The sequence below is a fragment of the Pseudomonas sp. RHF3.3-3 genome, assembly GCF_048069595.1.
GTDB lineage: Bacteria > Pseudomonadota > Gammaproteobacteria > Pseudomonadales > Pseudomonadaceae > Aquipseudomonas > Aquipseudomonas fuscovaginae_B.
In genome coordinates this window covers 360,001-378,854 of the sequence record NZ_CP182250.1, presented here as the reverse complement: position 1 = coordinate 378,854, position 18,854 = coordinate 360,001, and the positions used below count along the sequence as shown (strand labels likewise).

The following is an 18,854-nucleotide window of genomic DNA, read 5'->3' as shown; positions in this document are numbered from 1 at the left end:
GGCGCCGCACGTTTACGGATTAAGGACAATTCATGCGTATCGCTCTTCTGACATCCCTGGCGCTGGGCGTCGCCTTCTCGTCCCAGGCCCAGGCGAGCTCCGATGATTTCTGCTATCCACGCTGGTCGATGATGCAGTACGGCCTGGACCGTTGCAGCAACCTGGCCTTCCTCGCCCCCGGTAACGACAGCCGGGTCAACCTGCGCCTGCTGCTGGCGGACCAGGGCAAGCTGCCGCTGGCACCCAACGAACTGAGCGAAGACGACCTCGCCGAAGGCTACGGCCCGGTGCCGTTCGCCAACACCCGGCTGCAATCGAGTGTGCCGGACGCCAGCGGCGAGGTGAGCAACGCCGAAAGCGTCGAGCTGGACGAGACCCTGGAAAAGCTCGGCATCAAGCGCGGCGACGAGGCACCGGCCGGCGACGCCTTCCTTTCCGGCGAAGGCAGCCGCTGCCGCAGCAACTCGGAGGAAAGCACCAGCGCCTTCATCGAGGCCCTGCTCGGCACTGGCGAGCTGTCCGAAACCGAACGTCAGGCCCTGGCCCGCTCGCGGGTCCAGATGCTCACCGCCTGCAACTGGGACCCGGCACAGCAGGCGGCGTTGCTGCCCACCGATGTGCAGTCCGCGCCAGGCCAGGCGTTCGTCGCCTACCTGCGGGCCGCCAGCGACTTCTACAGCGGCCGGTTCAGCGAGGCCGCCAGCGGTTTCGCCAGCCTGGCGCAGAACAGCCAGCCCTGGCTGAAGGAAACCGCGCACTACATGCAGGCGCGTACCGCCCTGAACATCGCCCAGCAGAACAGCTTCGATGCCGAGGGCATGCCGACCGACAAGGAGGCCGACCCGGCGCAGTTGAAGCAGGCCGAGGACGGCTTCAATGCCTACCTCAAGGCTTATCCACAGGGCGCCTACGCCACTTCCGCCCGCGGCCTGTTGCGCCGGGTCTACTGGCTGGCGGGTGACAGCGACAAGCAGGCGGCCGAGTACCTCTGGCAGTTCAGCCTGCCCGAAGACGCCCCGCGCAACGTTTCCTCGGACAGCCTGGTGCAGGAAATCGACAGCAAGCTGGTGTTCGGCGTCGGCGAAATCAAGGACCCGCTGTTCCAGGCCGTCAACGACCTGATGGCGATGCGCACGACGGGCGACTACGAAACCAGGAAACAGCTGACACTGGAAACCCTGCAGGCCCACAAATCGATCTTCGCCGCCCAGCCGGCGCTGCATGACTACCTGCTGGCGGTGTTCCACCTGTATGTCGAGAAAAACCCGGAAGCGGCGCTCAAGAGTCTGCCCGGCGAGATTCCGTCGAAACTCGACTACTTCGCCTTCAGCCAGCAGGTGCTGCGCGGTCTGGCGCTGGAGGCCAGGCAGGACTGGCCGGCGGCCGAGAACCTCTGGCTGCAATTGCTGGCCCAGGCGAAGCAGCCGTTGCAACGTGAACAACTGGAACTGGCGCTGGCCAACCACTACGAGCGCAGCCAGCAGGTGGCCAAGGTGTTCGCCGCCGACTCGCCGATCAGGACCGCCCAGGTGCGCGCCATCCTGCTGCGCCACGTGGCCGATGCCGAACTGCTGCGCCAGCAGGTCAAGCAGGGCGCGGATGCCAGCGAACGCGACAGCGCGCTGTTCGTGCTGCTGTACAAGGACCTGCGCCTGGGTCACTACCAGGACTTCAGCGAAGACCTGAAGCAACTGCCCGCCGAACCGGCCGACACCAAGCTGGGCAGCAGCCTGGGCTACGTCTACAGCGGTGGCCAGTCGCTGAAGCTGTTCCGCTGGAATGGCGCCAAGGCCGAATCCGGCTACGTTTGCCCGACCATCGCCGAGACCGTTGCCAGCCTGCAGGCCGATGCCAAGGCACCGGCGGCGCTGAACTGCCTGGGCGAATTCATCCTGCGCAACGGCCTGGACGGCATGCCGCTGGACAGCCAGCGCAACAAGGACGAACTGGGCGGCACCCCATCGCTGTTCAAGGGCCCGCTGTACTCGCGCCTCGACGGCTACCAACTGGTCCTGGCCGATGCCAAGGCCTCGCGCACGGACAAGGCCTACGCGCTATTCCGGGCCATCAACTGCTACGCCCCGGCCGGCTACAACAGCTGCGGCGGCAAGGAGGTCGAGCCGGCGCAACGCAAGGCCTGGTTCAAGCAGTTGAAGGGCAGCTACGCCGACACCCAGTGGGGCAAGTCGCTGCAGTACTACTGGTAAGTGTCGATGGGCCGTGGGTGCTGGCTGCTGCTGGCCGCCTGGCTGAGCGCCGGCCAGGCGCTGGCGGCGGTCGATGCGCGTGAGCATGATGCGTTCTGGCTGTGGAGCGGGGTCGCGCCACAGCCGGTGCTGGCCCAGGCGCGCAGCCTGTACGTGCTGCAAGGGCAGATCAGCCAGTCACGCCAACAGGGTGTCCGTTTCATCGCCCAGGGCATCGCGATTCCGCGCCTGACCCGGGGCGAGGTCTGGGTGGTCTATCGCGCCCACACCCTGCGCTGGCCGGAATCGGTCTATCGCCAGTTGCTCGGCCAAGTGAAACGCTGGCAGCAGGCGGGCAACCCGGTGGTGGGCATCCAGATCGACTTCGATGCCCGCACCCGCTACCTCGACGAGTACGCCGACTTCCTGCGCGACCTGCGCAAGCGGCTGCCGACTGATTTGCGCCTGAGCATCACCGGGCTGATGGACTGGAGCAGCAACGCCGACCCGACGGCCATCGCCCAGTTGCGGGGAGTGGTGGATGAAGTGGTGGTACAGACCTACCAGGGCCGCCGCAGCATTCCCGACTATGCCGCATACCTGCCGCGAATGAACCGGCTGGGGTTGCCGTTCAAGGTCGGCCTGATCCAGGGTGGGGAGTGGCAGGAGCCCGGGTACCTGAAGGGCAGCGAGTGGTTTCGCGGGTATGTGGTGTTTTTGCAGAACCCTTGAGTCAGGCGGTGCCTGGGCCTATGCCTTCGCGGGCAAGCCCGGCTCCTACAGGGCCGCGTCGAACACAGAGGTTATGTACCACATGATTCTGTAGGAGCCGGGCTTGCCCGCGAAGGCTTCAGATCGAACCACACCGCTTAGCGCTGCATGCCCCAGCGCTTCACCGTCACCCGCTCCAGGCTGTCGAACACCAGGTTCTCCACCAAAAGGCCTATCAGGATCACCACCGCCAACCCGGCGAACACCTTGTCGGTGTAAAGCTCGTTGCGGTTCTGGAAGATATACCAGCCCAGCCCGCCCTTGCCGCTGGTGGCACCGAACACCAGTTCCGCCGCGATCAGGGTGCGCCAGGCGAATGCCCAGCCGATCTTCAACCCGGCGAGGATCGACGGCAGCGCCGCCGGGATCAGGATGAACAGCACGAAGCGCAGGCCCCTGAGGCCATAGTTGCGCCCGGCCATGCGCAGGGTCTCCGACACGCCGAGAAAGCCGGCGTAGGTATTGAGCGCCAGCGCCCAGAGCACCGAGTGCACCAGCACGAAGATCAGGCTGTTCTGCCCCAACCCGAACCACAGCAGCGCCAGCGGCAACAGGGCGATGGCCGGCAGCGGGTTGAACATCGAGGTCAGGGTGCCGAGCAGGTCGCGGCCGAAGCGGCTCGACACCGCCAGGGTGGTCAGGCCGAACGCCAGCACCACGCCCAGCACATAGCCCTTGAGCAGCACCTGTAGGGAAATCCATACCTTGCCCAGCAGCTCGCCACTGAGCAGGCCGTCGTACAGGGCACTGGCGGTCTGCAGGAAGGTTGGCAGGAGCAGGTCGTTGTCCTGGTAACGCGCCACCGCCTCCCAGAGTACCGCCAGCAGCACCAGGATCAGGCTCTTGCGCAGCCAGCCCTGTTGCCACAGCCGTTGCGCCAGCGACAGTTCGCGCTCCAGCGGCACTTCGAGCAGCGGCTCCAGGATGACTTCATATTCTTCACGCACGGGGGATGAAAGACTCATCGGCAACTCTCCAGCCGCTCAATAGGCAATGCGGATATCGGCAAAATCCAGTTCGGTTTCGGCCTGCGGGGTTTCGTCGAACAGCAGCCGATGGATGCGCCGCGCCGAGGCCTGGAAGTCCGCACCGCCCAGGCTGTGCAGGTCGTACTGATGGCTGTGGATCTGCGCCCGCACCCGCCCCGGATGGGGCGACAGCAGCAGGATACGGTTACCCACCACCAGCGCCTCTTCGATCGAGTGGGTGACGAACAACAGGGTGAAACGCACCTCTTCCCAGAGTTGCAGCAGCTCTTCCTGCATCTTGCGCCGGGTCAGGGCGTCGAGGGCGGCGAACGGTTCGTCCATCAGCAGGATTTTCGGCTGCATCGCCAGGGCGCGGGCGATCGACACCCGGGCCTTCATGCCGCCGGACAGGGTGTGCGGATAGGCTTCGGCAAAGGCCGCCAGGCCGACCTTCTCCAGGTAGTGCAGGGCGCGCTCCTCGGCCTCGCGGCGCTTGAGGGTGCCGGAGGCGAGCAGCGGGAACATGACGTTCTGCTTGACCGTCTTCCACGGCGGCAACTGGTCGAACTCCTGGAACACCACGATACGGTCCGGGCCCGGCTCGGTGACCACCTGGCCCTGCAGGCGGATTTCGCCCTCACAGGGCCGGATGAACCCGGCCGCCGCCTTGAGCAGGGTCGACTTGCCGCAGCCCGAGGGCCCGAGCAGGACGAAGCGGTCCTGCTGGTCGACTTCGAAACTGACCCGGTGCGTGGCCCGCACCACCCGCTGCGGGGTGCGGTACTCCAGGCTGACCTGGTCGACCGCCAGCAACGCGGGGGTGGTAGCGGTCGGTTTGCTGGCCGTGTGGCCTTGCAAGGGGGCATTCATGACGGTCAGCTCCCCTGCAGCGGCTTGGCGTCCTGGAAGAAGTAGTCCTTCCACGACTCGGGTTTGTGCTTGATGGCGCCCACGCGATAGAGGAATTCGGCCAGCGGGTAGGTGTTCTTCGGCGTCACGGTGAATTCGAACTGCGGGTTGTCGATGATCTTGAGCAAGGCCGCCCGGTCGATCTTGGCCTTGGTCACCCGCAGGTAGGTGTCCGCCGCCGCGCCCTTGTCCTTCTGCGCGAAATCGGCCGCTTCGGCCAGCGCTTCGACGAAGGCCTTGTAGGTCTTGGGGTTGTCGTTGCGGAACTTCTCGGTGGCGAACAGCACGGTCGGCGAGTTCGGCCCGAACAGGTCGTAGCTGTTGAGCACCACGTGGACGTTGGGGTTCTCCAGTGCCTGCTCCTGGAACGGCGGGTTGGAGAAGTGCCCGGTCAGTTCGGTGCCGCCGGCCAGCAAGGCCGCGGTGGCGTCCGGGTGCGGGACGGCGACGGTGTACTTGTCCAGGCGGTTGAATTCCTTGTCGCCCCACAGCTTGGCCGCCGCGTACTGCAGGTAGCGCGACTGCACCGAGACGCCCACCGCCGGCAGGGCGATGCGGTCCTGTTCGGTGAAGTCGGCAATGGTCTTGACCTTGGGGTTGTTGCTCACCAGGTAATAGGGGAAGTTGCCCAGCGACGCCACGGCCTTGACGTTCTGTCGGCCGTAGGTGCGGTCCCAGATGGTCAGCAGCGGGCCGACGCCAGCGCCGGCGATGTCCACCGAACCGGAGAGCAGCGCGTCGTTGATCGCCGAGCCGCCGGACAGTTGGGTCCAGTCCACCTTGATGTCGATGCCTTCGGCCTTGCCGTGCTTCTCGATCAGGTGCTGGTCGCGAACCACGTTGAGCAGCAGGTAGACGATGCCGAACTGTTCGGCGATGCGGATCTCGCCTTCGGCGTGAGCGCTGGCCGGTGCCAGCAGGCTACCGGCCAGCAGGCTGAGGCTCAGACCGAGGGTGGTGGTGAGGCGGCCGAGTTTCGGCAGCAGCGCAAAGGGTGCAGGCATGACGATGCTCCTTCAAGCGATCAGGTCAGAATGGGGCATCGCCCTGGATGGTGGTGCGGTAGAGCTTGCGGCGCAGATGGTTCGGGCAGCCGGCAGCCAGATGAATCAGCGAGCGGTTGTCCCAGAACACCAGGTCGTGGGGCTGCCACTGATGGCGGTAGATGTTTTCCGGGAGCACGCTGTGGGCGTAAAGCTCGGCGAGAATCTGCCGGCTCTCGTCGTCCGGCAGGCCGACGATGCGGGTGGTGAAACCTTCGCTGACGAACAGCGCCTTGCGGCCGGTCTCCGGGTGGGTGCGGACGATCGGGTGCACCACCTCGGCGACCTGGGCCAGTTGTTCCGGAGTCAGGGTCGGGCGCCAGTTGCCCTCGAATTTGCTCTCGCTGTAGCGCGCGGTATACGAATGTGCCGCCGAGCGGCCTTCGACCGCCTTGCGCAGCCCTTCGGGCAGGCTGTCCCATGCCTTGTGCTGGTCGGCGAACAGGGTGTCGCCACCTTCGGCCGGCAACTCCTGGGCATGCAGCATCGAACCGAGGCTCGGCAGTTCCTTGTAGGAAAGATCCGAGTGCCAGAACTTGCCGGCATCGCCCAGACCGATGTTCTGACCGTTCTCGACGATGTTGGAGACAATCAGGATCTCCGGGTGCCCGGCCAGCAGGAATTGCTTGAGTACATGGATCTGCAACACGCCGAAACGACGACTGAAGGCGATCTGCTGCTCGGGGCTGATACGCTGGTCACGAAACACCAGCACATGGTGATCCAGGTGCGCACGGTGGATGCGGGAGAAGTCCTCTTCGTTGACCGGCTGGCGCAGGTCCAGGCCGATGATTTCGGCGCCTGTCGCGCCGACGAAAGGGCGGATCTCGAAGGATTGGGACGCCGCCACCGGCGCCGGGGAAACCGCAGAAACCAAAGACATGTATTCACTCCCACGCAGAGCACGCCCGACAGCGCGCCTCGATCAGAAACTCACGGTGGTCCCGTGTTGGTTCAGTTCGTGCGGCGCACCGATTGGTCGGTGGGTACGCAGTGGGACGACAATATAGTCATAAGAGAAATAATTTAAATATCATTTGGGAATATGCATAGGACACTGGCGGACTTCGATCCGGGGCAACGCCCGACGGTGTGCAAAATGCCTCGCCGCTGCAAAGTAAAACGTACTTACAAAATGACGGAGACCTACACTTATCAGGGAAACGATTGATAGTTCCGCAGGCTTTGCTGGAAGAAAATGGCACCTTGCAATTATCGCTGTGGAAGGACCCCGGCAGCGGTTTGACCAGCGTCCGGGTGACGGCAGGCATTGCGTCGAATTCGATTTCAGCTGCCCATCGAGCAGCAGGTGGTCTGAACGTGGCAAAAAAACCGAACCCTCTGGGCAGCATCCTCGTCAGCGGCCCGATTCCCGCCTACCTCGCCCGGGCGGTGATCGAGGAAACCTTGCGCGGCGCCATTCTCGACGGGCGATTGCCCTGCGGCACGGCCTTGCGCCAACAGGAACTGGCCACGCTGTTCGGCGTCAGTCGCATGCCGGTCCGCGAGGCGTTGCGCCAACTCGAGGCGCAGTCGCTGCTGCATGTCGTACAGTACAAGGGCGCGGTGGTGGCGCCGCTGATCGACGATACCTCGACGGAAAACTACGACCTGCGCATCCTGCTGGAGTCCCAGGCCCTGCGCCTGTCGGTGCCACTGCTCAGCGCAGAAGACCTGGAGCGCAGTGCCGCATATGTCGACGAACTGGAAGCGCAGACCGACTACACCCACGTGGGGCGGCTCAATCGCCTGTTCCACATGAGCCTCTATTGCAAGGCACCCAACCAAAAGCTGCTGGCGCTGATCGAACAGGGCCTGGTGGAGGAGGAACGCTTCCTGCGCTTCAATCTGTCGGCCATGGGCCTGGGGAAACTCTCCCAGGACGATCACCGGGAACTGCTCCAGGCGGCCCGTGCCGGCCAGGTCGATGCCTGCGTGGCGCATCTGCAACAGCACTTGCGACGAGGCATCGAAGTCATCCAGCGCTACCTTGGCAAGTCCTGATCCGCCCGCCGGCGCACGGGTGCCGGCCAGTCGCGGCATCGCCCCGAGCGCTCTCATGAGGCCTGCCCCGCGTCACCCTGGCTGACGCGGGATGACCAGGCCCGGTCGAGGCGTCGGACGTGCTGCGCCTCCTCAGGCGATAGCCGAGCCGCGCATTTGGGCACACCCTTGCCAATCGACGCGGTACGAACCCGCCACGCGATACCCGGATAGGAGACTCACCAGAAGGAGCTTTGCCACAGGCCGCAAGGCACGGAGCAAGCGTGTCCCGGCCCTGCCGACCCAAACCATCGTTCAACCGTTTGAAGAGTGGCCCGAGTGAGGCATTCACTCATTGTTTTAATTCTGCCGGTTATTGGGCGGAAAAGGCACTCTTACGCCCAATAAAACAAAATTGAATTGTTTTATAAGCACCGCTCATTCCTTATAAAAGTGGAAACTTCAATAAACTTAAAAACAACTTGATCGAAACTTGTCTTGTGTACTAGGTTTGAATAACCGGAAACACGCACCCCAGCCCTGCCCTCGCAGCGCTGTGGCGCATGGCTCAGACCGGTCATCCATGCTGCTGCCTCAGGCCTCTCGACTTTCAATTACCGGTTGAGGCCTTCGTTCGCCTGTTATTCAGCCCATGGCAGCAATGTATGGAATCGGCTGTTTATCGCCATCCAACTTACCAACCACCAAGGTGGCCAATGAATATTTATGAAAAACGCCTCGAATATGAACAGGCACAATTACTTGAGCATCCTGTTTTCAGTGAAGTCGATTCACTGAAACGACTTATGCGCTTCATGGAAAGCCATGTCTTCGCGGTGTGGGACGCCGTGCTCCTGAAACTGCGGGCCGAGCCCATCGGAGTCGCCTCATGAACGCCGCCGACTACAGCGCCTTCGTCGAGGCCTGGGAAAACCGCGCCAGCATCCGTACCCGTCCGCGGCGCCTGCTGGAGGACGATGACCGGCTGATCTACCCGCTCAGCCGCCAACCCCTGGCCAACAGTGGCACCCTGCTCGCCCACTGCCCCGAGCAGCGCGACTTCGTGCTGACCCAGAGCCTCTACAAGTTCATCAACGATGTGGTGATTTTCGAGACCGAGATCGTCGACCGTACCGCACGGCGCATTGCCAAGGACCGCTTCCCGATCCGCTTCCCGCTGGCCTGCCGCTATGCCGCCATGACGGTGGTGGTGGATGAGGATTACCACGCCCTGGCGGCAATGGACTTCATGCAGCAGACCATCGCCCTGACCGGCATCCAGCCGCTGGCGATGCCCGGCGAGATCGAGCTGAGCCGCGCGATACCGGCAGCCCTGGGCATGGCGCCGGAACACTTGCGCGGCGCCGTCGAGCTGATCTGCGTGGCGATGGCGGAAAACACCGTGACCAACGATGTTGCAGCCTTCGCCCAGGAGGGGTCGGTCAAGGCTTCGGTCAAGGGGCTGATGGCCGACCACCTGCTCGACGAAGGCCGTCATGCCGGGTTCTGGACCCGCCTGGTACGGCTTTACTGGCAGGGTGCGAGCGAGGCGGATCGTGAAGCGCTTGCCGAGATCCTGCCGGTGTTCATCGTCCATTACCTGACCAACGACCTGCAGAAAGCCTTCGACTTCACTGTCATCGAACACCTGCCGGTCGGCGAGCCGATCCGCCAGGCCCTCAGGAGCGAAGCCGCCAGCCTGGCCTACCCGCTCAATCGGCATCACCCGCTGGTGATCAATATCGTGCGCTTCCTGCGCAACAGTTCGCTGCTGGACTCTGCCTGCGTGCAGGAGACGCTGGGTGACTATCTGCTCCAGCCCGGGAGCGCGTCATGAGACGCCTCGACATCCTCCTGGTCGGGCACAGCCAGGTGCTGGATGACCTGAAGAGGGAGTTGGAGCAGCAGGGTCATGTGATCCGGCACCAGAGCGGCGACGCAAGCCGGCCTTGGGCTGCCGACCTGCTGATCGAGGATGGCAGCCAGCCGCTGCCGGTGGCGGGCGGCAACGCGCCACGGCTTGGCTTGCGCCTGGAGTACGGCCCGCCGGCGCCCGGCCCGCTGCCGGCGCTGGCCCTGCGCTGCTGGCAGGACGGACGACTGATCCGGCGCCAGCCGCTAGCCCGGGACGACAGCGGCAATGGCCAGGTCCTGCGGCTGGCAGCAAGTCGTGAGCTGGTGGAACTGGGTGCGCTGCTGGTCAGCCGTTTCGCCCGTGAGCGTGGCTATTTTCTTGAAGTCCCCTCCATCACCCCACCGCCCGGTGGCGTCGAGCATCCGCTGTCGGCCCTGGAGTCACTGGCCTTCGAACACCGCCTCAACCACACGGCCCGGCCCGAACTGCTGGCCCTGGCAGCCGTGCCGGTGATCCAGCGGATCGAAGACAGTCTGCGGCAGTTCGCCGAACGTCCGGCCCTGAATGTGGCCGGCGCGGTGACCCGTTACCGCCAGTTGCATGCCCACGGCCTGGCGATCCAGGAGCGCCTGCTGGCGGCCCTCGCCCGACTGGATAGCCGTGAGGAGCCCGCCGTGATCGGCCTGTGCCTGGCGAAGACACCGGCCTTCTACGCCAGCCTGCTGGCCATTCTCGGCTGTGGCGCGGTCTACCTGCCCCTGGACCCGAATCAGCCACTGCAGCGCCAGCAGTTCATCCTGGCGGACGCCGGGGCCGCCCTGCTGCTGCATGATGGCCGGCACCCGATGGGTGATCGCCTGCCCTCGCTGGATGTCACCACCGTGCGTAGCGACGACGGCTCATTGGGCGCGTCCCTGGTACGCCATGCCCTCACCGCGCAAATGCCGTGTCTGGCGCTCTATACCTCGGGCACCACCGGCCAGCCCAAGGGCATCCTGCTCAGCCAGGCCAACCTCGCCCATTTCTGCGCGTGGTATGCCGATTACGTGGAACTCGAAGCCCGGCACCGGGTGCTGCAGTTCTCGACACCGGGCTTCGATGCGTCACTGATCGATATCTTCCCCAGCCTGATCCAGGGCGCCGAACTGGTGGTCGCCAGCGAGGATCAGCGACGCGATCCCGCACAGCTCGCCCGACTGATCCGCGGGCAACGGATCAGCCATGCCTTCCTGCCGCCGATGCTGCTCGGCCTCCTGCCGCTGGAGCCGCCGCTGGGCCTGAGCCATCTGCTGACCGGCGGTGATGTCTGCGAGCCGTGGATCATCGAACGCCTCGCCGGGCAGACGAATTTCCATAACCTCTACGGCCCTGCCGAGGCGACGGTGCTGATCACCGCGCGGCAGTGGCGCACCGACACCGGCCACCGCAGCCTGGGTGGACCGATCGCCAACAGCCAGGTGTTCATTCTCGATGAATGCGGCCAGCCGGTGGTCGAGCAGACGGTCGGCGAACTGCATATCGTCGGGCCAGGTGTCAGCCTGGGGTACCTGAACGCTGCGGACCGGAGCGCCGGGAGCTTCATCGAACTGCGCCCCGGCGGCGGCCCGGCACTGCGGGCGTATCGTACCGGCGACCTGGCCAGGTGGACCGCCGAGGGGATCGAGTTCTGCGGGCGTCGGGACCACCAGGTGAAGATCCGCGGCTTTCGGGTCGAGCCCCAGGAAATCGAGCGCTGCCTGCGCGACAGCCGCTTGTACCGCCAGGTGGCGGTGGTCATCGACAGCCGTCGGCAGGTCCTCGCCTACCTGGCCCAGCCGACCAGTGCCGACCGCCACCGCGAAGCCCTCAGGCAGTATGTCGAGCGCTGCCTGCCGGACTACATGCACCCGGCCGCCTATGTCGAGCTGACAGCGTTGCCGATGGCCGCCAATGGCAAGGTCGACCGCCGGGCGCTGCTGGCCTTGCCGGTCCGGCTGGGTGGCAGTCCAGGCCTGCGGCAGCCGGCCAATGCCGACGAGGCCTGGTTGCAGGCGCTTTGGGCCAGGCTGCTGGGATTGCCAGCCGAGGGGATCGCCACCGATGAAAGTTTCTTCAACCTGGGCGGGCATTCGATCCTGCTGTCGAAGATGCTGCTAGGCATTCGCGCCCGTTACGGGCATGGCATCTCCATCAACCGCTTCATCGAGGAGCCGACCCTGTGTCGGCTGGCGGTGCTGGTCAGGGGCGAGTCGGCCGCTGGGGCATTGAGCCCGCGGATACGGGTCGATGCCGAACGCGGGCTGGACTGGCAGGCGTTGCCGGCGCAGCGTGCCGGTGACCGCGGCAAGGTGCTGCTGACCGGTGCCAACAGCTTCGTCGGCGTGCACCTCGTCGAGGCCCTGCTGGCGGCGGGCGTCAGCGAGATCGCCTGCCTGGTCCGCGACAGCGCCAGCGAGCCGGCCGCCGCGCGTTTTGCCCGGGCCCTGCGCGACAACCGTCTGGAGCACCTGAACCTGGAGCGTGTGCGGGTCTACCCTGCGGATATCCGCCAGCCGCACCTGGGGCTGGCCGACGATGTGTACGAACGCATCGACCGCGAGTTCGGGGTACTGATCCACAACGCCGCCCACGTCAATCACGTGCTCGACTACGAGGCGCTGGCACCCGACAACGTCGCTCCGCTGTTCGAGTGCCTGCGCCTGTGCGAGGGGCGCAGCAAGAAGATCTTCAACTTCATCTCCAGTCTGTCCGCCTGCAGCCGGGTCAGCGACCAGGGCCGGGTGCTGGAACAACCGCCGGCCGAGACGCCGCCGATCTACATCCGCAATGGCTACAACCTGTCCAAGTGGGTCGGCGAACGGATTGCCCAGCGGGCTCGCGAGCAAGGCGCGTGGGTCAATCTCTTCCGTCCCGGCAATATCGCCTTCAACAGTCGCAACGGCGTCTGCCAGCCGCACCGCAATCGCCTGCTGCTGATGCTCAAGGGCTCACTGCAACTGGGCCAGGTGCCGGCCCTGGCGCTCAATTTCGACCTGATGCCGGTGGACTTCCTCGCCCGCTTCATTGCCGCCCACAGCCGACGCCTGCCGGACAGCACCGGGGTCTTCAACCTGCACAACCCGCAACCGCTGAGCTGGAACGACTACGTCGCGGCGTTCCGCGAGGCCGGGTACGCGTTCCGGCTGGTCAGCGTCGCCGACTGGCAGCGGCAACTGCAGCGGGTCGAGCGCGATAACGCGCTGTTCGAGGTGCTGGGTTTCTACCTCAACGGTTTCGAAGAAGACATCGGCGACATCTCGACGATCGAGCACAGCCAGGCCGAGGCCGGCGTGCGGCGCATGGGGGCGACCTATCCGGTCAAGAGTGCGGCGCTGCTGCGCAAGGGCTGCGACTACCTCAGGCAGATCCGATTCATCTGATTCACCACAACCACCTGGAGCACATCATGATGCACTCCCTGCAACCCGATACCCTGATCCGCAACCCTCGAGGCGAGGCCGTGACGTCCACGGTCGAGCTCCCCACCAACGCCGCCAGCGCCTGGGCCATGGTCGGCGACTTTGCCGGCTTCGCCGTGTTCGTCACGGCGCTTTCGCATATCGAGATGATTGGCGAAGGCGTGGGCGCGCTGCGCAAGAAGTCGTTCAAGGACGGCCATGTGGTGGTCGAACAGCTCAACAGCCGTGACGAACAGGCGATGCGCATGACATGGACCACGCTCTACAACACGCTTGGGGTTGGCCAACTGTGGGCGATGATGAGCGTCGAACCGTTGGCGCAGGAGCGCTGCCGGGCGACCTGGACCATCATCGCCGAACCGGCGGCGGCCAGCGCCCAGGGGACGCCGGGGTTTCGGCGTTTCATCCAGGAGTTCGCCGATGAGGCGATGGGAAATGTGCGGGCGTTGTTGAGCTGAGGACGCTGGTGTTCCTGTTCGCGGGCAAGCCCGCGAACAGCTTTTTACTGACGCCGCCCCTACCCTTTCGCAGGAGCGGACTGTCGGCCGGAATCAGATCTTGAAGCTGTCCACCAACTGCTTCAGGCGACCCGCCTGCTGTGCCAGCGCATCGCAGTCCTTCAACGTCTCGTTGAGGTTGGCCACGCCCTGCTGGTTGAGCAGGTTGATCTGGGTGATGTCGAGGTTGAGAGCCTCGACCACCGCCGTCTGCTCTTCGGTCGCGGCCGCCACCGACTGGTTCATGCCATCGATCTCGCCGATCCGCTGGGTCACGCTGATCAGTCGCGCACCGGCCTGGTTGGCGACTTCGACGCTCTCCTCGCTGGAGGCCTGGCTGGCATTCATGGTGGTCACCGCCTCGCGGGAGCCGACCTGCAACGAGGTGATCATCTTGTGGATCTCCTCCGCCGATTCCTGGGTACGGTGCGCCAGGTTGCGCACTTCGTCGGCGACCACGGCAAAACCCCGTCCGGCCTCACCGGCACGGGCTGCTTCAATGGCGGCGTTGAGGGCCAGCAGGTTGGTCTGCTGGGAAATGCCCTTGATCACGTCGAGGATGTGCCCGATGTTGTCGGTGCTGGCGTTCAGGGTCTCGATCTGGGTGCAGGACAGACTGATCTTCTGCGACAGCTCGGTCATCGACTGGATGGTGCGTTCCACCACTTGGCGGCCATCGTCGGCCTGCTCGCTCGCACCGCTGGCGTGCTGCGAGGCATCGGCGGCATTGCGGGCGATTTCCTGCGTGGCCGCACCCAACTGGTTGATGGCGGCGGCGACACTGTTGGTCCGCGCGCTTTGTTCATCGGAGCCGATGATCGAGGCGTTCGAGGAGTTCATCACCCGCTGGGACAGGTCGTGTACGTGGCGCGTGGCCGAGGACACTTCGGCGATCGAGGCATGAATCCGCTCGACGAACTGGTTGAAGGAGCCGGCCAATTCGCCGAACTCGTCCTTGTGAACGATGTGCAGGCGACGGGTCAGATCACCCTCACCCTGGGCGATATCCTGCATGGCCCGGCCCATGGTGGTCAGCGGACGCATCAGCACCTGGATGAGCAGGCTCAGCAATACCGCGATGGCGGCCACCGCGATGAACATCGCGATCAGTGCCGAGGTGCGGAACTTGCTCAGTGGCGCGTAGGCCTTGTCCTTGTCGATGGACAGGCCGATGTACCAGTCAGCCGACGGCAGGCCCACCACCGGGGTGAACGACAGGATGCGTTCCTGGCCGTTCAGGGTGACCTCCTGGATGCCCTTGGCGATACGAAGGGCCGAACCCGAGTAGATGTCCTTGAGGTTCTTCATCACCTGGTCCTTGTCGGGGCTGACGATCACCTGACCGTCACCGCTGACCAGGAAGGCGTGGCCGATCCCGCCGAAGTCCACCGAGTTGATGATCTTCACCAGGGTTTCCAGGCTCAGGTCGCCGCCGACCACACCCAGCAGTTGCCCGCTGCCTTTGACCGGCATGGCGATGGTCACCACCAGCCCGCCGACCGAGGCCATGTAGGGCGGGGTGAGCATGGTCTTGTCGGCCGCTACGGCGGCCTTGTACCAGGGACGCTGACGTGGATCGTAGCCGTCCGGCATCTTCGCGTCGGGACGCTGGGTGAAGGTGCCGTCGGTCTGGCCGACGTAGGTGAACTGGAAGTTCGAGGTGAAGGCCGGTTGGTCCACCAGGCCTGGGTAATCGGCCTTGCTGCCCTGGTGCGCGATGTTCTGCGCGAGGTTTTCCAGCACCAGGATCCGCCCGCTCAGCCAGTTCTGCACACTGCTGGCGGTAAGGTCGCCCGCTTGCTCGACCGATGATTCGAGGTTCTGCCCGATGGTGCTGCGTTGCAGGTAATCGTTGTAGAGGGTGAACAGCGCAAAGGCCAGAACCACGACACCGGAAGCGGCCAGCAGGATTTTATGGCTGAATTTAAGATTCATTTCACGGAACTTCTCATGCCGAAGATTGGGGGTGCGTACACGATGCGACAGTCCCTTCAGTAGCGCAGATGACCGTCCATGGGTGCTCTACTTTGGTGCACGCACGGCTCTTCCTCTTGTCGGCATCATCGGCAGAAAACTTAATGGCCTTATCGCAAATGTCGCGGTTCGCCGACGAGAGGGCAAATAGCCCGTGCTGATTCGTGCTCCCAGGTCAGGGGGAAAATACGGGGGTGAGACGGACGGTGTCCAGAGAGAGTAGCCGGAAAAAACAAAACCCCTACCTGCCTGCGCAGATAGGGGTTTCGGAATTCAATCTTGACGATGACCTACTCTCACATGGGGAAACCCCACACTACCATCGGCGATGCATCGTTTCACTTCTGAGTTCGGGATGGGATCAGGTGGTTCCGATGCTCTATGGTCGTCAAGAAATTCTGTGGCCGGTTCGTCGCTCGTGCAACGCCCCAGCAAAATGAGGAACTTCTACAAAAAGACAAAACCCCTACCTGCCTGCGCAGATAGGGGTTTTGGAATTTAATCTTGACGATGACCTACTCTCACATGGGGAAACCCCACACTACCATCGGCGATGCATCGTTTCACTTCTGAGTTCGGGATGGGATCAGGTGGTTCCAATGCTCTATGGTCGTCAAGAAATTCGGTAGCCGGCTCGTTGCCTGGGCAACGCTCCAGCGAATCGGGTACGTGACAGTTTTCGGTGCTTTGTGCGTGGCAAACTTTCGGTTCACTTCGTCTTCATACACCGCAATCTGCTCATTCGACGCAAATTGCTTGGGTGTTATATGGTCAAGCCTCACGGGCAATTAGTATGGGTTAGCTCAACGCCTCACAGCGCTTACACACCCCACCTATCAACGTCGTAGTCTTCGACGGCCCTTCAGGGAACTCAAGGTTCCAGTGAGATCTCATCTTGAGGCAAGTTTCCCGCTTAGATGCTTTCAGCGGTTATCTTTTCCGAACATAGCTACCCGGCAATGCCACTGGCGTGACAACCGGAACACCAGAGGTTCGTCCACTCCGGTCCTCTCGTACTAGGAGCAGCCCCTCTCAAATCTCAAACGTCCACGGCAGATAGGGACCGAACTGTCTCACGACGTTCTAAACCCAGCTCGCGTACCACTTTAAATGGCGAACAGCCATACCCTTGGGACCGGCTTCAGCCCCAGGATGTGATGAGCCGACATCGAGGTGCCAAACACCGCCGTCGATATGAACTCTTGGGCGGTATCAGCCTGTTATCCCCGGAGTACCTTTTATCCGTTGAGCGATGGCCCTTCCATACAGAACCACCGGATCACTAAGACCTACTTTCGTACCTGCTCGACGTGTCTGTCTCGCAGTCAAGCGCGCTTTTGCCTTTATACTCTGCGACCGATTTCCGACCGGTCTGAGCGCACCTTCGTACTCCTCCGTTACTCTTTAGGAGGAGACCGCCCCAGTCAAACTACCCACCATACACTGTCCTCGATCCGGATAACGGACCTGAGTTAGAACCTCAAAGTTGCCAGGGTGGTATTTCAAGAATGGCTCCACGCAAACTGGCGTTCACGCTTCAAAGCCTCCCACCTATCCTACACAAGCAAATTCAAAGTCCAGTGCAAAGCTATAGTAAAGGTTCACGGGGTCTTTCCGTCTAGCCGCGGATACACTGCATCTTCACAGCGATTTCAATTTCACTGAGTCTCGGGTGGAGACAGCGCCGCCATCGTTACGCCATTCGTGCAGGTCGGAACTTACCCGACAAGGAATTTCGCTACCTTAGGACCGTTATAGTTACGGCCGCCGTTTACCGGGGCTTCGATCAAGAGCTTCGCTTTCGCTAACCCCATCAATTAACCTTCCGGCACCGGGCAGGCGTCACACCCTATACGTCCACTTTCGTGTTTGCAGAGTGCTGTGTTTTTAATAAACAGTCGCAGCGGCCTGGTATCTTCGACCGGCATGGGCTTACGGAGCAAGTCCTTCACCCTCACCGGCGCACCTTCTCCCGAAGTTACGGTGCCATTTTGCCTAGTTCCTTCACCCGAGTTCTCTCAAGCGCCTTGGTATTCTCTACCTAACCACCTGTGTCGGTTTGGGGTACGGTTCCTGGTTATCTGAAGCTTAGAAGCTTTTCTTGGAAGCATGGCATCAACCACTTCGCGTCCTAAAGGACACTCGTCATCAGCTCTCGGCCTTAAGATCCCGGATTTACCTAAGATCTCAGCCTACCACCTTAAACTTGGACAACCAACGCCAAGCTGGCCTAGCCTTCTCCGTCCCTCCATCGCAATAACCAGAAGTACAGGAATATTAACCTGTTTTCCATCGACTACGCTTTTCAGCCTCGCCTTAGGGACCGACTAACCCTGCGTCGATTAACGTTGCGCAGGAAACCTTGGTCTTTCGGCGTGGGTGTTTTTCACACCCATTGTCGTTACTCATGTCAGCATTCGCACTTCTGATACCTCCAGCAAGCTTCTCAACTCACCTTCACAGGCTTACAGAACGCTCCTCTACCGCGTCACTTGCGTGACACCCGTAGCTTCGGTGCATGGTTTGAGCCCCGTTACATCTTCCGCGCAGGCCGACTCGACTAGTGAGCTATTACGCTTTCTTTAAAGGATGGCTGCTTCTAAGCCAACCTCCTAGCTGTCTAAGCCTTCCCACATCGTTTCCCACTTAACCATGACTTTGGGACCTTAGCTGACGGTCTGGGTTGTTTCCCTTTTCACGACGGACGTTAGCACCCGCCGTGTGTCTCCCACGCTCGGCACTTCCAGGTATTCGGAGTTTGCATCGGTTTGGTAAGTCGGGATGACCCCCTAGCCGAAACAGTGCTCTACCCCCTGGAGTGATACGTGAGGCGCTACCTAAATAGCTTTCGAGGAGAACCAGCTATCTCCGAGCTTGATTAGCCTTTCACTCCGATCCACAGGTCATCCGCTAACTTTTCAACGGTAGTCGGTTCGGTCCTCCAGTCAGTGTTACCTAACCTTCAACCTGCCCATGGATAGATCGCCCGGTTTCGGGTCTATACCCAGCGACTAAACGCCCTATTAAGACTCGCTTTCGCTACGCCTCCCCTATTCGGTTAAGCTCGCCACTGAATATAAGTCGCTGACCCATTATACAAAAGGTACGCAGTCACAGAACAAAGTCTGCTCCCACTGCTTGTACGCATACGGTTTCAGGATCTATTTCACTCCCCTCTCCGGGGTTCTTTTCGCCTTTCCCTCACGGTACTAGTTCACTATCGGTCAGTCA

General features: G+C 62.6%; 12 protein-coding genes and 3 rRNA genes (1 of these 15 running past the window's edge). 7 read left to right on the top strand and 8 right to left on the bottom strand.

What is annotated here, in order from left to right; all coding sequences use genetic code 11:
* Nucleotides 1-32: 32 nt before the first annotated feature.
* Together ACMGT0_RS01690 and ACMGT0_RS01685 are read left to right on the top strand one after the other, a co-directional pair.
* Nucleotides 33-2,207: an outer membrane assembly lipoprotein YfiO gene (locus tag ACMGT0_RS01690; protein WP_416771233.1), complete on the top strand. Its 2,175-nt coding sequence runs from the start codon at nucleotides 33-35 to the stop codon at nucleotides 2,205-2,207.
* A 6-nt stretch (nucleotides 2,208-2,213) separates the two neighbouring features.
* Entirely contained in the window at nucleotides 2,214-2,918 is a 705-nt protein-coding gene (locus ACMGT0_RS01685) for a DUF3142 domain-containing protein (RefSeq protein WP_054061287.1), read from the top strand.
* Nucleotides 2,919-3,055: 137 nt separating this feature from the next.
* Here the strand turns inward: ACMGT0_RS01685 and ACMGT0_RS01680 are convergent, their stop codons facing one another.
* From ACMGT0_RS01680 to ACMGT0_RS01665, 4 genes are read right to left on the bottom strand one after another with little or no spacing between them, the layout of a single operon-like run.
* Nucleotides 3,056-3,922, bottom strand: a complete 867-nt coding sequence (locus tag ACMGT0_RS01680) for an ABC transporter permease (protein WP_054061288.1) — start codon at nucleotides 3,920-3,922, stop codon at nucleotides 3,056-3,058.
* 18 nt (nucleotides 3,923-3,940) lie between these two features.
* Nucleotides 3,941-4,795: an ABC transporter ATP-binding protein gene (locus tag ACMGT0_RS01675; protein WP_054061289.1), complete on the bottom strand. Its 855-nt coding sequence runs from the start codon at nucleotides 4,793-4,795 to the stop codon at nucleotides 3,941-3,943.
* Between the two features lie 5 nt (nucleotides 4,796-4,800).
* Nucleotides 4,801-5,838: an ABC transporter substrate-binding protein gene (locus ACMGT0_RS01670; protein ID WP_054061290.1), complete on the bottom strand. Its 1,038-nt coding sequence runs from the start codon at nucleotides 5,836-5,838 to the stop codon at nucleotides 4,801-4,803.
* Between the two features lie 25 nt (nucleotides 5,839-5,863).
* The gene (locus tag ACMGT0_RS01665; protein ID WP_054061291.1) at nucleotides 5,864-6,760 is read right to left on the bottom strand and encodes a TauD/TfdA dioxygenase family protein; all 897 of its coding nucleotides are present in this window, start codon (nucleotides 6,758-6,760) and stop codon (nucleotides 5,864-5,866) included.
* Nucleotides 6,761-7,197: 437 nt separating this feature from the next.
* Here ACMGT0_RS01665 and ACMGT0_RS01660 point away from each other — a divergent pair, with 437 nt between their 5' ends.
* The 5 genes from ACMGT0_RS01660 to ACMGT0_RS01640 all read left to right on the top strand — a co-directional run bounded on the left by ACMGT0_RS01660 (nucleotide 7,198) and on the right by ACMGT0_RS01640 (nucleotide 13,610).
* Nucleotides 7,198-7,881 carry a GntR family transcriptional regulator gene (locus tag ACMGT0_RS01660; RefSeq protein ID WP_054061292.1) on the top strand — a complete coding sequence of 228 codons (684 nt, stop codon included), beginning with the start codon at nucleotides 7,198-7,200 and terminating at the stop codon, nucleotides 7,879-7,881.
* A gap of 695 nt (nucleotides 7,882-8,576) precedes the next feature.
* Nucleotides 8,577-8,753, top strand: coding sequence for a DUF3050 domain-containing protein (locus ACMGT0_RS01655; RefSeq protein WP_239688152.1), 177 nt, complete (start codon nucleotides 8,577-8,579; stop codon nucleotides 8,751-8,753).
* A complete protein-coding gene (locus tag ACMGT0_RS01650; RefSeq protein WP_054061293.1) occupies nucleotides 8,750-9,697 on the top strand; it encodes a diiron oxygenase in 948 nt (315 codons plus the stop codon). Before ACMGT0_RS01655 ends, ACMGT0_RS01650 begins: the two co-directional genes overlap by 4 nt.
* A complete protein-coding gene (locus ACMGT0_RS01645) occupies nucleotides 9,694-13,113 on the top strand; it encodes an amino acid adenylation domain-containing protein (protein ID WP_416771230.1) in 3,420 nt (1,139 codons plus the stop codon). Before ACMGT0_RS01650 ends, ACMGT0_RS01645 begins: the two co-directional genes overlap by 4 nt.
* A gap of 29 nt (nucleotides 13,114-13,142) precedes the next feature.
* Nucleotides 13,143-13,610 (top strand): SRPBCC family protein, encoded by a 468-nt coding sequence (locus tag ACMGT0_RS01640; protein ID WP_054057380.1) that lies wholly within the window; start codon nucleotides 13,143-13,145, stop codon nucleotides 13,608-13,610.
* Between the two features lie 93 nt (nucleotides 13,611-13,703).
* On the opposite strand, the gene ACMGT0_RS01635 is transcribed toward ACMGT0_RS01640, so the two are convergent.
* The 4 genes from ACMGT0_RS01635 to ACMGT0_RS01620 all read right to left on the bottom strand — a co-directional run.
* Nucleotides 13,704-15,584: a methyl-accepting chemotaxis protein gene (locus ACMGT0_RS01635; protein WP_416771228.1), complete on the bottom strand. Its 1,881-nt coding sequence runs from the start codon at nucleotides 15,582-15,584 to the stop codon at nucleotides 13,704-13,706.
* Between the two features lie 316 nt (nucleotides 15,585-15,900).
* Nucleotides 15,901-16,016, bottom strand: a 5S ribosomal RNA gene (rrf, locus tag ACMGT0_RS01630).
* Between the two features lie 109 nt (nucleotides 16,017-16,125).
* Nucleotides 16,126-16,241: ribosomal RNA gene (gene rrf / locus ACMGT0_RS01625) — 5S ribosomal RNA — on the bottom strand.
* A gap of 149 nt (nucleotides 16,242-16,390) precedes the next feature.
* Nucleotides 16,391-18,854, bottom strand: a 23S ribosomal RNA gene (locus ACMGT0_RS01620); it runs 427 nt beyond the window's last position.

What these genes read in the sequence shown, in the direction of transcription:
- ACMGT0_RS01675 (WP_054061289.1), bottom strand. Translation starts at nt 4,795, where the DNA reads ATGAATGCCCCCTTGCAAGGCCACACGGCCAGCAAACCGACCGCTACC.
- ACMGT0_RS01655 (WP_239688152.1), top strand. Translation starts at nt 8,577, where the DNA reads ATGAATATTTATGAAAAACGCCTCGAATATGAACAGGCACAATTACTT.
- ACMGT0_RS01645 (WP_416771230.1), top strand. Translation starts at nt 9,694, where the DNA reads ATGAGACGCCTCGACATCCTCCTGGTCGGGCACAGCCAGGTGCTGGAT.
- ACMGT0_RS01685 (WP_054061287.1), top strand. Translation starts at nt 2,214, where the DNA reads ATGGGCCGTGGGTGCTGGCTGCTGCTGGCCGCCTGGCTGAGCGCCGGC.
- ACMGT0_RS01635 (WP_416771228.1), bottom strand. Translation starts at nt 15,584, where the DNA reads ATGAATCTTAAATTCAGCCATAAAATCCTGCTGGCCGCTTCCGGTGTC.
- ACMGT0_RS01650 (WP_054061293.1), top strand. Translation starts at nt 8,750, where the DNA reads ATGAACGCCGCCGACTACAGCGCCTTCGTCGAGGCCTGGGAAAACCGC.
- ACMGT0_RS01665 (WP_054061291.1), bottom strand. Translation starts at nt 6,760, where the DNA reads ATGTCTTTGGTTTCTGCGGTTTCCCCGGCGCCGGTGGCGGCGTCCCAA.
- ACMGT0_RS01690 (WP_416771233.1), top strand. Translation starts at nt 33, where the DNA reads ATGCGTATCGCTCTTCTGACATCCCTGGCGCTGGGCGTCGCCTTCTCG.
- ACMGT0_RS01680 (WP_054061288.1), bottom strand. Translation starts at nt 3,922, where the DNA reads ATGAGTCTTTCATCCCCCGTGCGTGAAGAATATGAAGTCATCCTGGAG.
- ACMGT0_RS01640 (WP_054057380.1), top strand. Translation starts at nt 13,143, where the DNA reads ATGCACTCCCTGCAACCCGATACCCTGATCCGCAACCCTCGAGGCGAG.
- ACMGT0_RS01670 (WP_054061290.1), bottom strand. Translation starts at nt 5,838, where the DNA reads ATGCCTGCACCCTTTGCGCTGCTGCCGAAACTCGGCCGCCTCACCACC.